Origin of the sequence: Micromonospora sp. NPDC049301, assembly GCF_040678715.1 — a bacterium.
GTDB lineage: Bacteria > Actinomycetota > Actinomycetes > Mycobacteriales > Micromonosporaceae > Micromonospora.
Window position 1 is genome coordinate 168,965 of sequence record NZ_JBFAQO010000006.1, and the last position, 14,262, is coordinate 183,226.

Here is a 14,262-nt window from a genome sequence, read left to right on the forward strand (position 1 = left end):
CTCCCGGGTGTGCCAAAACTACTCTAGGTGCCCTTTTTTTTTCCGGGGGCGGGGGGGGCGCCCCCCCCCCCCCCCCGACGTCGGCGTACGCCCTCCCGCTCGACCTCGGCGGACGAGTGGGCTGCGGCCTGCGCTACTCTTGAACGTCGCCGCTGTCGCACCGCGCTGACCGTGCGCGCCCGCCAGGGCGGCGTCAGCCGCATTTTCCCAGCTCCAAGCCCCAGGAAGTGACATGCCTCCGAAGAAGAAGCTCGTCAAGACGTTCACGCTTCAGCTGCCGGCGGGCCAGGCCACGCCGGCGCCGCCGGTCGGCCCCGCGCTCGGCCAGCACGGCGTGAACATCATGGAGTTCTGCAAGTCCTACAACGCGCAGACCGAGTCCCAGCGGGGCGACATCGTCCCCGCCGAGATCAGCGTGTACGAGGACCGGTCCTTCACCTTCGTGCTGAAGACCCCGCCCGCTGCCCGGCTGCTGATCAAGGCCGCCGGTGTGCAGAAGGGCTCGGGCGTTCCGCAGAGCGAGAAGGTCGGCTCGGTCAGCCGCGCCCAGCTGCGTGAGATCGCCGAGAAGAAGATGGCCGACCTCAACGCCAACGACCTGGACCAGGCCGAGAAGATCATCGCCGGCACCGCCCGGTCGATGGGCATCACCGTCAACGACTGACCTCGGCCCCGGCCGACGACCCATCGTGGGAGGGCCCGCGCCGAGCGGCCCGCCAGAGACCACAGGAGTAATCAGCAATGCAGCGCAGCAAGAGCTACCGCAAGGCCGCCGACGTCATCGACCGGTCCAAGCTCTACACCCCCGCCGAGGCCGTGAAGCTGGCCAAGGAGACCACCAACGTCAAGTTCGACGCCACGGTCGAGGTCGCCATGCGCCTCGGCGTCGACCCCCGCAAGGCGGACCAGATGGTCCGCGGCACGGTCAACCTGCCGCACGGCACCGGTAAGACCGCCCGCGTGATCGTCTTCGCCGCCGGCGCGAAGGCCGATGAGGCCGCCGCTGCGGGTGCGGACGAGGTGGGCACCGACGAGCTGGTCGCCCGGATCCAGGGCGGTTGGCTGGACTTCGACGCGGCGATCGCCACGCCGGACCAGATGGCCAAGATCGGCCGGATCGCGCGGATCCTGGGCCCGCGCGGTCTCATGCCGAACCCGAAGACCGGCACGGTGACCATGGACGTCACCAAGGCGGTGCAGGACATCAAGGGCGGCAAGATCACCTTCCGGGTGGACAAGCACTCCAACCTGCACCTGATCATCGGCAAGGCCTCCTTCTCGGAAAGCCAGCTGGTGGACAACTACGCCGCGGTGCTCGACGAGGTGCTGCGCGCCAAGCCGTCCGCGGCGAAGGGCAAGTACCTCCGCAAGGTCATCCTGACCACCACGATGGGCCCGGGCGTCCCGGTCGACCCGAACCTGGTGAAGAACCTGCGTGAGGACTCGGTCGAGGCCTGAGCCGAGCCGACACTTCGCTCCACCGGGGCGCCGCCACACCTGTGGCGGCGCCCCGCCGCGTTCCCGGTGTGACAGGCTCGACCGCATGTGGCTGGAGAACGTCTGGTTGCGGTACCACCGGCGTGGTCCGTGGGTGCTGCGGGGCGTGGACGTGCGGATCGGTCCGGGTGAGGTGGCGGTCGTGCTGGGCCGAAACGGGGTGGGCAAGTCGACCCTGCTCCAGGTGGCCGCCGGGGTGCTCCGCCCGGATCGGGGTCGGGTCACCGACCGGCCGGGGCGGGTGGGCTGGGTGCCCGAGCGGTTCCCGGCCGACCAACCCTTCACCGTGGCGCGCTACCTGACCGGGATGGCCCGGATGGCCGGCCTGGGCCGCACGGCGGCCGACGAGGCCGTGACGGCCTGGACGGACCGGCTGGGGTTGGCCGAGTTCCGTGCGGTCCGGCTGCCCGAGCTGTCGAAGGGCACCGCGCAGAAGGTGGGCCTCGCCCAGGCGATGCTGCGCCCACCGGGCCTGCTGGTGCTCGACGAGCCGTGGGAGGGGCTGGACGCCACCACCCGGGAGCTGGTTCCCAAGCTGATCGACGAGGTGCTGGTCGCCGGCGCGGCGGTCCTGGTCAGCGACCACCGTGGCGAGACGGTCCGGCTGCCGGGCGCGCGCCGCTGGACGGTGGCCGACGGCACGGTCACCGAGGATTCCGCACCGCCGGACGAAACGGTCGCCGTGGTCGAGGTCGCGGTGCCGGCCGCGCGGGTCGCCGGCACCGTCGCCCGGTTGCGCGCCGAGGGCCACCAGGTGCTGCGGGTACGCACCGACGCCCGCTCAGCCCCGCCGCCGGCCCGCCCGGGCGGTGACGCCCCGCCGGACGAGCCGGTGGGGGTCGACGGCGACGCGGTCGAGCAGGCTGCGGGGGAGGCCCGATGACCGGCCTGGTCCGGCTGCGACTGGCCGGTTTCCTGCGGACCGGGCGGGCGGTCGCGCCACTGCTCGCCGGCCTCGTCGCGCTCGGCATCCTGTACGGCGGCGGCCGGGCCCAGCCGGCGGAGGCGTACGGCGTCTCCGCCGTGGTGCTCTTCCCGGTGCTCGCCTGGCAGACCAAGATCCTGCTCGACGTCGAGCCGGACGTGCAGCGCCGGCTCGCCCAGGTGACGGTGGGGGTGGCCCGGGAACGGCTGGCCGGGCTGCTCGCCGCCGGTGTGGCGGCCCTGGTCACGGTGGCCGTGGCGCTGGCCTTCCCGTGGTTGGTCGGCGGGGTCACCGGCCCGGTCGACCCGGGGGACCGGTCGGTGCCGGCCGGTGTCGCGCTGGGCCTGTGGGCGCATCTGCTGGTCGTACCCGCCGCGGTGGCCCTCGGCGCGCTGGCCAGCCGGGCGTCCGTGGGCAGCGCCGGGTACGGCGTCGCGGTGCTGGCCCTCGGCGGCGTCGGCGCGGTGGTGCTCGGCCTGACCGGGTCGGTGGCCCCCTGGCTGGCACCGCCGATCATGGCTGCGGCCCGGGCCGCCGCGGGCGACGCCGCCGCGCTCACCCTGCTCGGGCTCACCGCCTGGGCGCTGGCATGGAGTGCCGCGGCGGTCGGCGGTTACCTGTGGCGGCGGCGGGCCCGGAGCTGACCGGCTCCCGGGCGTGGGCGGCGTGGCCCGGCCCACAGGGAGGTGATTTGGCGCTGGTCACCACGGTCGCGTACTCTTCAACCGTCATCCGTGCCTGTCATGGATGAGGAACCACCCAGAGACCGCTGGTCACCGTGCTTCGGCACGGTCGAAGGTCCCGCGACAACGGGCGACCCGCGTAGGGCGGCAAGCGTAACTCGGCAGTGAGCATGGTCCGCCGACCGTGACGATCCGCCGGCCCTCGCCCCGTGCGCCCTGCGCCGGGGCTTTTTCGTTGTCGTGCTGCCTCCGCCCCCGTTCCGGCTCGGCCGGCGGGGACCAGCCTCGAGTAACGAGAGAGGAGGGACATGGCGGACAAGCCGATCCGGGCCGACAAGGCCACGGCCGTCGCAGAGCTGACCGAGAGCTTCCGCAGCGCGGGCGCCACCGTGCTGACCGAGTACCGCGGTCTGACGGTCTCCCAGCTCACCCAGCTGCGGCGCTCGCTCGGCGCCGAGACCAGCTACACGGTCGCGAAGAACACGCTGGCGAAGCGTGCTGCGACGGACGCGGGCATCACCGGCCTCGACGAGCTGTTCACCGGTCCTACCGCGCTGACTTTCGTTTCGGGCGACGTCGTCGAGGCGGCGAAGGGGCTTCGCGACTTCGCGAAGGCCAACCCGAAGCTCGTCATCAAGGGCGGTGTCTTCGAGGGCAAGGCCATTTCCGCGGCCGAGGTCACGAAGCTCGCCGACCTGGAGTCCCGCGAGGTGCTGCTGGCCAAGCTGGCCGGCGCGATGAAGGGCAACCTGAGCAAGGCCGCGGCCCTGTTCCAGGCCCCGCTGTCGAAGACCGCCCGTCTGGCGGCTGCCCTGCAGGACAAGCGCGAGAAGGAGAGCGCCGAGGCGGCCTGAGGCCCTCCCGGCGCACCAGTTCTTACTTAACAGATTCAGGAAAGGACGCCAGACATGGCGAAGCTCAGCACCGACGAGCTGCTCGACGCGTTCAAGGAGATGACGCTGATCGAGCTCTCCGAGTTCGTGAAGCAGTTCGAGACGACCTTCGAGGTCACCGCCGCTGCCCCGGTCGCCGTGGCCGCCGCTGGTGGGGCTCCGGCCGCCGCCGAGGCCGAGCCGGAGAAGGACGAGTTCGACGTCGTCCTCGAGGCTGACGGTGGCAAGAAGATCCAGGTCATCAAGGTCGTGCGTGAGCTGACCGGCCTGGGCCTCAAGGAGGCCAAGGACGCGGTTGAGTCCGCGCCGAAGGCCATCCTGGAGAAGGTCAACAAGGAGACCGCCGAGAAGGCCAAGGCCAAGCTCGAGGGCGAGGGCGCCAAGGTCACCCTCAAGTGACCTGACGCTCCACCAGCGCGTGCCCGGCTCGGTGAGCTGGGACACGATCGCGTCGCGGCGGGCGGCGATCCGACACGGATCGCCGCCCGCCGTGTTGGTGAACGCGGCCACAGCCGTCCTGAGCTGGGCGCCGACGGCCCGGTGGGATGACCCGGAGGAGCGCGGCGGGTCGCCCTTCGGTGGGAAAGACGGGTCGACCCGGATACCGGCCCTTGACGCGGCCCCGGGCTGCCAGGCACGCTGACACCAGCAAGACACCGCGCTTGCGACGGCCACGACGTGGGTAATGACAGCGGCGGCACCATCGGCCGCAGCAACCCGAGCGGCCCAGCGGGAACGTTGCGTTCCGAGCGGCCCGGCAGACCCCGGTTCACGGGGGCCGAGGCGCGTTCCGCAAACGACCTGCGGGGTGGGCTGGACAGCGGTTAGCCTCTCGGCTACACTGCTAGTTTGCGCTGCCTTCCGACTTGACCCCTGCTCGGAAATGTCCGTTTACGGATATTTCTGGTGGGGTCATTGGAGTGCACGCGTACCAGCCGTTCTGCAGCACCGGTCCTCGGAAGGACGCATCTTGGCAGCTTCCCGCCCTGCGAAGACCAGTCGTACGTCGAGCGCTTTCGCGCCCCGCCGAGTTTCATTCGGCAGGATCACCGAACACCTCGAGGTCCCCAACCTCCTCGCCATCCAGAACGAGTCCTTCGACTGGCTCGTCGGCAACGAGGGTTGGCAGGGCCGGTCGGCGGACGACCCGCACGCACGCTCGGGTCTCGCGGAGATCCTCGAAGAGATCAGTCCCATTGAGGACTTCTCCGGCACCATGTCGCTTTCCTTCTCGGCACCGCGCTTCGACGAGGTTAAGGCCTCGATCGAGGAGTGCAAGGAGAAGGACCTGACCTACTGCGCTCCGCTCTTCGTGACCGCGGAGTTCACCAACAACACCACTGGCGAGATCAAGAGCCAGACGGTGTTCATGGGTGACTTCCCGATGATGACGCCCAAGGGCACCTTCGTCATCAACGGCACCGAGCGCGTCGTGGTCAGCCAGCTCGTCCGGTCTCCGGGCGTGTACTTCGACAAGCAGCCGGACAAGACCTCCGACCGCGACCTCTCCAGCGTCAAGGTCATCCCGAGTCGGGGTGCCTGGCTGGAGTTTGACATCGACAAGCGCGACACGGTCGGCGTACGCATCGACCGCAAGCGTCGGCAGGCCGTCACGGTCCTGCTCAAGGCCATCGGATGGTCGGCTGAGCGGATCCGTGAGCGGTTCGGCTGGTCCGAGCTGATGATGACCACGCTCGAGAAGGACCACATCGCCGGCCAGGACGAGGCCCTGCTCGACATCTACCGCAAGCTGCGCCCTGGCGAGCCGCCGACGCGCGAGAACGCCCAGACCCTGCTCGACAACCTCTTCTTCAACCCGAAGAGGTACGACGTCGCCAAGGTCGGGCGCTACAAGTTCAACAAGAAGCTCGAAGTCGACGTGCCGATCACCACGGGCACGCTGACCGAGGACGACATCGTCGCCACCGTGGAGTACCTCTGCCGGCTGCACGCCGGTGAGGAGGGCTACGAGGCCGACGACATCGACCACTTCGGCAACCGGCGCCTGCGCACCGTGGGTGAGCTGATCCAGAACCAGGTTCGGGTCGGCCTCTCCCGCATGGAGCGGGTCGTCCGCGAGCGGATGACCACGCAGGACGTCGAGGCGATCACCCCGCAGACCCTGATCAACATCCGCCCGGTGGTGGCGGCGATCAAGGAGTTCTTCGGGACGTCGCAGCTGTCCCAGTTCATGGACCAGACCAACCCGCTGGCGGGCCTGACCCACCGGCGCCGGCTGAGCGCGCTCGGCCCGGGTGGTCTGTCCCGGGAGCGGGCCGGCTTCGAGGTCCGCGACGTGCACCCGTCCCACTACGGCCGGATGTGCCCGATCGAGACGCCGGAAGGCCCGAACATCGGCCTGATCGGCGCGCTGTCCACCTTCGCCCGGGTCAACCCGTTCGGCTTCATCGAGACGCCGTACCGGAAGGTCATCGAGGGTCGGGTCACCGACCAGATCGACTACCTGACCGCGGACGAGGAGGACCGGTTCGTCAAGGCCCAGGCCAACGCGCCGCTGAAGGCTGACGGCACGTTCGCCGAGGACCGGGTCCTGTGTCGTCGTAAGGGCGGCGAGACCGAGGACGTCGTCCCCGGCGCCGTCGACTACATGGACGTGTCGCCGCGGCAGATGACCTCGGTCGCGACCGCCATGATCCCGTTCCTCGAGCACGACGACGCCAACCGGGCACTGATGGGCGCGAACATGCAGCGCCAGGCGGTGCCGCTGGTCAAGGCCGAGGCGCCGCTGGTGGGCACGGGCATGGAGTACCGGGCCGCGGTCGACGCTGGCGACGTGGTCGTCGCCGAGGTCGGCGGTGTGATCGAGGATCTCTGCGCCGACTACGTCACCATCCACCAGGACGACGGCCACCGCCGGACGTACCTGCTGCACAAGTTCCGCCGCTCCAACGCCGGCTCCTGCGTCAACCAGAAGCCGGTCGTCTTCGAGGGCGACCGCGTCGAGGCCGGTCAGGTCATCGCCGACGGTCCCTGCACCGACGAGGGCGAGATGGCGCTCGGGCGCAACCTGCTCGTGGCGTTCATGTGCTGGGAGGGCCACAACTACGAGGACGCGATCATCCTGTCGCAGCGCCTCGTGCAGCAGGACGTGCTCACCTCGATCCACATCGAGGAGCACGAGGTCGACGCCCGGGACACCAAGCTCGGCCCGGAGGAGATCACCCGCGACATCCCGAACGTCAGCGAGGAAATGCTCGCCGACCTCGACGAGCGCGGCATCATCCGGATCGGCGCCGAGGTCGTCCCCGGCGACATCCTGGTCGGCAAGGTCACGCCGAAGGGCGAGACCGAGCTGACCCCGGAGGAGCGGCTGCTTCGCGCGATCTTCGGTGAGAAGGCGCGTGAGGTCCGGGACACCTCGCTGAAGGTGCCGCACGGCGAGACCGGCACGGTCATCGGTGTGCGTACCTTCTCCCGCGAGGACGGCGACGAGCTGCCTCCGGGCGTGAACGAGCTGGTCCGGGTGTACGTGGCCCAGAAGCGGAAGATCCAGGACGGCGACAAGCTCGCCGGCCGGCACGGTAACAAGGGCGTCATCTCCAAGATCCTGCCGATCGAGGACATGCCGTTCCTGGAGGACGGCACGCCCGTCGACATCGTGCTCAACCCGCTGGGTGTGCCGAGCCGGATGAACATCGGCCAGGTGCTCGAGACCCACCTCGGCTGGGTCGCCAAGACCGGCTGGAAGGTCGAGGGCGACGACGCCTCCTGGAAGAAGCAGCTGCGTTCGATCGACGCGCACGAGTCCGAGGGGGACACCAACGTGGCCACCCCGGTCTTCGACGGCGCCCGCGAGGAGGAGATCGCCGGTCTGCTCTCGTCGACCCTGCCCAACCGGGACGGCAACCAGCTGATCGGCGCCAGCGGCAAGGCGCAGCTGTTCGACGGTCGCTCCGGCGAACCGCTGCCGGACCCGATCGCGGTCGGCTACATCTACATCCTGAAGCTCAACCACCTGGTCGACGACAAGATCCACGCACGGTCGACCGGTCCGTACTCGATGATCACGCAGCAGCCGCTGGGTGGTAAGGCGCAGTTCGGTGGTCAGCGCTTCGGTGAGATGGAGTGCTGGGCGATGCAGGCGTACGGCGCCGCGTACGCCCTGCAGGAGCTGCTCACGATCAAGTCCGACGACGTCCTCGGCCGGGTGAAGGTCTACGAGGCCATCGTCAAGGGCGAGAACATCCCGGAGCCGGGCATCCCGGAGTCGTTCAAGGTGCTGCTCAAGGAGCTGCAGTCGCTGTGCCTCAACGTTGAGGTGCTGTCCAGCGACGGCGTGGCCCTGGAGATGCGCGAGACCGACGACGAGGTGTTCCGGGCCGCCGAGGAGCTGGGCATCGACCTGTCCCGGCGCGAGCCGAGCTCGGTCGAAGAGGTCTGAGGTGAGCGGTCGGGGGCCGGCCTGCCGGCCCCCGACCTCGCCCGAGTATTAGCAGTACAGACGACGACATAGGGGACATAGTGCTCGACGTCAACTTCTTCGACGAGCTGCGCATTGGTCTCGCCACCGCCGACGACATCCGTCAGTGGTCGCACGGCGAGGTCAAGAAGCCTGAGACGATCAACTACCGCACCCTGAAGCCGGAGAAGGACGGGCTCTTCTGCGAGAAGATCTTCGGTCCACAGCGGGACTGGGAGTGCTACTGCGGTAAGTACAAGCGCGTCCGGTTCAAGGGCATCATCTGTGAGCGCTGCGGCGTCGAGGTGACCCGCTCCAAGGTCCGTCGTGAGCGGATGGGGCACATCGAGCTCGCCGCTCCGGTGACCCACATCTGGTACTTCAAGGGCGTGCCGAGCCGGCTGGGCTACCTGCTGGACCTCGCCCCCAAGGACCTCGAGAAGATCATCTACTTCGCCTCGTACGTCGTGACGAGCGTGGACGCGGAGTCGCGTCACCGTGACCTCTCGACGATCGAGAACGAGATCCTGGCCGAGAAGCGGCAGTCCGAGAACAGCCGCGACTCGGAGATCGAGAAGCGCGCCGCCAAGCTCGAGGCCGACCTGGCCGAGCTGGAGGCCGAGGGCGCCAAGGCGGACGTCCGGCGCAAGGTCAAGGAGGGCGGAGAGCGCGAGATGCGCCAGATCCGCGACCGGGCCCAGCGCGAGATCGACCGCCTGGACGAGGTGCTGGACACCTTCCGCAAGCTGGAGCCGAAGCAGCTGGTCACCGACGAGCTGCTCTACCGCGAGCTGCGCGACCGGTTCGGTGAGTACTTCACCGGTTCCATGGGCGCCGAGGCCATCAAGGCTCTGGTCCAGAACATGGACCTCGACGCCGAGGCCGAGAGCCTGCGGGAGACCATCCGGTCCGGCAAGGGCCAGCGGAAGATCCGGGCGCTCAAGCGGCTCAAGGTCGTGGCGGCGTTCCTGAACACCCGCAACTCGCCGCTCGGCATGGTGCTGGACTGCGTCCCGGTCATCCCGCCGGACCTGCGTCCGATGGTGCAGCTCGACGGTGGCCGTTTCGCCACCTCCGACCTGAACGACCTGTACCGCCGCGTGATCAACCGGAACAACCGCCTCAAGCGACTGATCGACCTCGGCGCGCCCGAGATCATCGTCAACAACGAGAAGCGGATGCTCCAGGAGGCCGTCGACGCGCTGTTCGACAACGGCCGCCGCGGCCGGCCGGTCACCGGTCCGGGCAACCGCCCGCTCAAGTCGCTGTCCGACATGCTCAAGGGCAAGCAGGGCCGGTTCCGGCAGAACCTGCTGGGCAAGCGCGTCGACTACTCCGGCCGTTCGGTCATCGTGGTCGGCCCGAAGCTCAAGCTGCACCAGTGCGGCCTGCCCAAGCAGATGGCGCTGGAGCTGTTCAAGCCGTTCGTGATGAAGCGGCTGGTCGACCTCAACCACGCACAGAACATCAAGTCCGCCAAGCGGATGGTCGAGCGGCAGCGCCCGGTCGTGTGGGACGTGCTGGAAGAGGTCATCGGCGAGCACCCGGTGCTGCTCAACCGGGCGCCGACCCTGCACCGCCTGGGCATCCAGGCCTTCGAGCCGCAGCTGGTCGAGGGCAAGGCGATCCAGATCCACCCGCTGGTCTGCACCGCGTTCAACGCGGACTTCGACGGTGACCAGATGGCGGTGCACGTGCCGCTGTCCGCCGAGGCCCAGGCCGAGGCGCGGATCCTGATGCTGTCGTCGAACAACATCCTCAAGCCGGCCGACGGCAAGCCGGTCACCATGCCCACCCAGGACATGGTCATCGGCCTCTACCACCTCACCCACCTCACCCCCGGTGAGAAGGGCGAGGGCCGGGCGTTCAGCTCGGACGCCGAGGCGCGGATGGCGTTCGACAACGGCGAGCTGCACCTGCAGGCGCCGGTGCGGATCCGGCTGCGCGACGTGATCGGTGTCGACAACGGCGCCGGCGCCGAGGCGTGGACCGCCCCGGAGGGCTGGGTCGAGGGTGACCCGCTGACCGTGGAGACCACCCTGGGCCGGGTGCTGTTCAACGAGACGCTGCCGCAGGGCTACCGCTTCGTGAACTACGAGATCCGCAAGGGTCAGCTCTCCGCGATCGTCAACGACCTCGCCGAGCGCTTCCCCAAGGTGGCGCTGGCCGCCACCCTGGACGGGCTCAAGGAGGCCGGTTTCCACTGGGCCACCTGGTCCGGCGTCACGATCGGCATGGAGGACGTCATCGCTCCTCCGCGCAAGGCGGAGATCCTGGCGAAGTACGAGAAGGAAGCCGACCGGATCGACAAGCAGTACCAGCGTGGTCTGATGACCGCCGAGGAGCGTCGCGGCGAGCTCATCGAGATCTGGACCAAGGCGACCAACGAGGTCGCCAAGGAGATGGACACCGCGCTGCCGCAGGAGAACCCACTGTGGAAGATGATCAACTCGGGTGCCCGCGGTAACCTGCTCCAGCTCCGGCAGATCGCGGCGATCCGTGGTCTGGTGGCCAACCCGAAGGGTGAGATCATCCCGCGGCCGATCAAGGCCAGCTACCGGGAGGGTCTGTCCGTGCTGGAGTACTTCATCTCCACGCACGGTGCCCGTAAGGGTCTCGCCGACACCGCGCTGCGGACCGCCGACTCGGGTTACCTGACCCGTCGTCTGGTGGACGTCTCGCAGGACGTGATCATCCGCGAGGAGGACTGCGGCACCGACCGGGCGATCCCGATGCAGATCGGCGAGCGCCTGGAGGACGGCAGGCTGGTCGTGCACGAGCACGCCGAGACCAGCGTGCACGCCCGTACCCTGGCCGACGACATCAAGGGGCCGGACGGCACCGTCGTCGCCGAGCGGGGTCAGGACATCAACTCCATCGGGGTCGACAAGATCGTCGCCGCTGGCGTGGAGACGGTCCGGGTGCGCAGCGTGCTCACCTGCGAGTCGAAGCTGGGTGTCTGCGGTGCCTGCTACGGGCGCTCGCTGCCGACCGGCAAGACCGTGGACGTCGGCGAGGCGGTCGGCATCATCGCCGCCCAGTCGATCGGTGAGCCGGGTACGCAGCTGACGATGCGTACCTTCCACACCGGTGGTGTCGCGGGTGAGGACATCACCCAGGGTCTGCCGCGTGTCCAGGAAATCTTCGAGGCCCGGGTCCCGAAGGGTAAGGCGCCCATCGCCGACACCCCGGGCCGGATCCGGATCGAGGACGGCGAGCGCTCGCGGAAGATCATCGTGGTGCCGGACGACGGCAGCGACGAGATCGTCTACGACAAGATCTCCAAGCGGGTCCGGCTGCGGACCCACGACGGCGGTCACGTCGAGGTCGGCGAGAAGCTCACCGAGGGCACCATCGACCCGCACGAGCTGCTGCGCATCCTCGGTCCGCGCGCGGTCCAGGTCCACCTGACCCAGGAGGTCCAGGAGGTCTACCGCTCGCAGGGCGTGCTCATCCACGACAAGCACATCGAGATCATCATCCGCCAGATGCTCAAGCGGGTGACGGTCATCGACTCCGGCTCGACCGAGTTCCTGCCGGGTGTGCTGGTCGACCGGGCGCTGTTCGAGTCGGAGAACCGCCGGCTCGTCTCGGAGGGCGGCGAGCCCGCCGCCGGTCGTCCGGTGCTGATGGGTATCACCAAGGCCTCGCTGGCCACCGACTCCTGGCTCTCGGCGGCCTCCTTCCAGGAGACCACCCGGGTGCTGACCGACGCTGCGATCAACTCGCGCAGCGACTCGCTGGTCGGCCTCAAGGAGAACGTGATCATCGGAAAGCTCATCCCGGCTGGTACCGGCATCAGCAAGTACCGCAACGTCCGGGTGGAGCCGACCGAGGAGGCCAAGGCCAAGGTCTACTCGATGACCGGGTACCCGGAGACCGACTACGGCTTCGGGCCGGCCAGCGGGCAGGCTGTGCCGCTGGACGACTTCGACTTCGGGTCGTACCGCTAAGCACCAACCACGACGAGGCCCCCGGCGGATGCCGGGGGCCTCGTCGTGTCCGGAGTGACCCGGCCGGGGACCGGGTTCGGCATGATGGGGGCATGACGACCGCACCCGGGCAGGTGCCCGTGGCGCAGCAGGGCCTGCGTCACCCGCTCGATCCCGACCCGGTCCGCGCCACCAAGGCGCGGGCGGTCTTCGCGCTGGGGCTGCTCGGCCTGCTGACCGGCCTGTTCATCGGCGGGGTGGTGCCCGCCACGGTGGCACTCCAGCTGGCCCGGCAGGCACGCCGAGAGGCGTACGCCTCGGGGGGTTTCCTGACCGGCGGCGCCTGGCTGCGGCGGGGGGAGCAGCTGGCCTGGGGTGGCCTGGTGCTGGTCGCGGTGAGCGTGGTGGTCGTGGTGGTGATCGGGGTGGTGCGGTTGGCCGGCACGCCGTTCGGCCACGACTACCCGGCGAACATGGACTGAGCCGGCCCGCGGCCGCGCCCGGCGGGGGCGGCTGTGTCCCCGGCGGTAGCCTGGCCGGTGTCCGCCGCGCGGCGGCGGCGGCCCTGTCGACAGGAGGACCTCGTGACGGAACCGGCGCGGCCCCCGGCGGACGATCCGGCCGGGCACCCTGGCGCGCCGGACCCGGCCCCGGGCCCGTCCGAGCCGAGCGGCTGGGAGCGACCCGACCCGAGCGGGCAGCCCGACGCACCCGCGGCCGCCCCTCACCCGAGCGGGCAGCCCGACGCACCCGCGGCCGACCCCGACCCGGGTACGCCGCCGGCGTCTTCGCCCGCCTGGGGCACCCCGCTCGCGGCCACGCCCGGTTGGGGCGCGCCGCCGCCATCCTCCGGTTGGGGCGCACCGGCGGCCGGCTGGGGTGCGGCCACCCCACCCGGGTCCGGTCAGCCGTACCCGGCGTCCTCCGGGGCGCCGAGCCCGTCGCCGCACGGCTGGGGTCAGCCGTCGTCCGGTCCGGCGGGCGGGCAGGGTGCGCCGGCGGGCTGGGGACAGCCGGTGCCGGGCCATCCTCCGACCTGGGGTACCGCGTCGGGTCGGCCGGTGCCGCCGCCCACCGACGACGAGCGTCGCCCGCCGAAGCGGGTCGAGGCGGTGCCCGGCACCCCGTTCGGTGTGGTCTACCTGGACGTGCCCCCGGTCACCTCCGGGCTGGCCATCGGGGCGCTGGTGGCCGGGATCGCGTCGATCCTGGTCTCGCTGCTGGTGATCTGCTTCGGGGTGGTCGGCGCGAACAACGGTGGGGTCTGGGCGTCCGGGGCGTTCACCGTGCTCGGCGTGCTGGCCGGGGCCGCGGCGACCGTCGCCGGCCTGCTCGGTCAGCGGCAGATCCGCCGGCCGGCCGGACCGCCCGCGGTCCGCTTCACCGGCCGGGGGTTGGCGATCGCCGGGATCAGCTGCGGGGCGGCGGGGGCGCTGCTGAGCCTGCTCGGCCTCGGCCTGGCGCTGGTGATCTCCCTGGCGTGAGGCCGGTCACGACCGGATCCCGCCCGCGACCCGGGCCGCGCACCTGGTCCGCGGTGCCGGCCCCGGGGCCGACGGGTGGTCCGCCGGAGAAGCCGGTACACTTGTGTCTGTAGGTGCCCATCGCGGGCGACGGGGCAGGGCGAGATCCGGCCGGCAGGTGTGAGACGGTCGCCGGGCCATTCCGTTTTGACCTGGGCGGCTGTGGTAGGTACTCTTTCCCCTTGTGCCCGGGCCTGCCCGGGCAACTCGTGCGTGCGCTGGATCCGGAGTACGGACGGCGGCACGACAAGCCAAAGATCCGGGGCGGGGCGACCCGCGTGCCGGTGACAGAACCCGGTACGTCCGCGCAAGCGTCCGCACCGGGACCGTGAGCTGGGCGACACGCCCGACCGCGGGTGCCGGGACCTCCGCAAGGTGGCCCTGGTCGG

10 protein-coding genes are annotated in these 14,262 nt (G+C 70.2%); all 10 read left to right on the top strand.

Translation table 11 applies throughout. The features are described 5' to 3' along the window. Positions 1-232: 232 nt before the first annotated feature. Positions 233-664: a 50S ribosomal protein L11 gene (gene rplK / locus AB0K07_RS19480; RefSeq protein WP_053653970.1), complete on the top strand. Its 432-nt coding sequence runs from the start codon at positions 233-235 to the stop codon at positions 662-664. A gap of 77 nt (positions 665-741) precedes the next feature. Then, positions 742-1,458 (top strand): 50S ribosomal protein L1, encoded by a 717-nt coding sequence (gene rplA / locus AB0K07_RS19485; protein ID WP_363756832.1) that lies wholly within the window; start codon positions 742-744, stop codon positions 1,456-1,458. Between the two features lie 85 nt (positions 1,459-1,543). Beyond that, positions 1,544-2,380, top strand: coding sequence for an ABC transporter ATP-binding protein (locus AB0K07_RS19490; RefSeq protein ID WP_363756833.1), 837 nt, complete (start codon positions 1,544-1,546; stop codon positions 2,378-2,380). Next, positions 2,377-3,066 carry a hypothetical protein gene (locus AB0K07_RS19495; RefSeq protein ID WP_363756834.1) on the top strand — a complete coding sequence of 230 codons (690 nt, stop codon included), beginning with the start codon at positions 2,377-2,379 and terminating at the stop codon, positions 3,064-3,066. The genes AB0K07_RS19490 and AB0K07_RS19495 overlap by 4 nt, the downstream gene beginning before the upstream one ends. Positions 3,067-3,413: 347 nt before the next feature. Next, positions 3,414-3,959, top strand: coding sequence for a 50S ribosomal protein L10 (gene rplJ, locus AB0K07_RS19500; RefSeq protein ID WP_363756835.1), 546 nt, complete (start codon positions 3,414-3,416; stop codon positions 3,957-3,959). Between the two features lie 54 nt (positions 3,960-4,013). Continuing rightward, positions 4,014-4,397: a 50S ribosomal protein L7/L12 gene (gene rplL, locus AB0K07_RS19505; RefSeq protein WP_354964801.1), complete on the top strand. Its 384-nt coding sequence runs from the start codon at positions 4,014-4,016 to the stop codon at positions 4,395-4,397. Between the two features lie 571 nt (positions 4,398-4,968). Then, positions 4,969-8,400 carry a DNA-directed RNA polymerase subunit beta gene (locus AB0K07_RS19510; protein ID WP_363756836.1) on the top strand — a complete coding sequence of 1,144 codons (3,432 nt, stop codon included), beginning with the start codon at positions 4,969-4,971 and terminating at the stop codon, positions 8,398-8,400. A gap of 80 nt (positions 8,401-8,480) precedes the next feature. Further along, positions 8,481-12,371 (top strand): DNA-directed RNA polymerase subunit beta', encoded by a 3,891-nt coding sequence (locus AB0K07_RS19515; RefSeq protein ID WP_363756837.1) that lies wholly within the window; start codon positions 8,481-8,483, stop codon positions 12,369-12,371. 92 nt (positions 12,372-12,463) lie between these two features. Then, entirely contained in the window at positions 12,464-12,832 is a 369-nt protein-coding gene (locus tag AB0K07_RS19520; RefSeq protein WP_363756838.1) for a hypothetical protein, read from the top strand. A 579-nt stretch (positions 12,833-13,411) separates the two neighbouring features. Then, positions 13,412-13,834 (top strand): hypothetical protein, encoded by a 423-nt coding sequence (locus tag AB0K07_RS19525; RefSeq protein ID WP_363757162.1) that lies wholly within the window; start codon positions 13,412-13,414, stop codon positions 13,832-13,834. Positions 13,835-14,262: the final 428 nt, after the last annotated feature.

Coding starts and splice junctions, on each gene's coding strand:
- rplK (WP_053653970.1), top strand. CDS start 233: ATGCCTCCGAAGAAGAAGCTCGTCAAGACGTTCACGCTTCAGCTGCCG.
- rplA (WP_363756832.1), top strand. CDS start 742: ATGCAGCGCAGCAAGAGCTACCGCAAGGCCGCCGACGTCATCGACCGG.
- AB0K07_RS19490 (WP_363756833.1), top strand. CDS start 1,544: ATGTGGCTGGAGAACGTCTGGTTGCGGTACCACCGGCGTGGTCCGTGG.
- AB0K07_RS19495 (WP_363756834.1), top strand. CDS start 2,377: ATGACCGGCCTGGTCCGGCTGCGACTGGCCGGTTTCCTGCGGACCGGG.
- rplJ (WP_363756835.1), top strand. CDS start 3,414: ATGGCGGACAAGCCGATCCGGGCCGACAAGGCCACGGCCGTCGCAGAG.
- rplL (WP_354964801.1), top strand. CDS start 4,014: ATGGCGAAGCTCAGCACCGACGAGCTGCTCGACGCGTTCAAGGAGATG.
- AB0K07_RS19520 (WP_363756838.1), top strand. CDS start 12,464: ATGACGACCGCACCCGGGCAGGTGCCCGTGGCGCAGCAGGGCCTGCGT.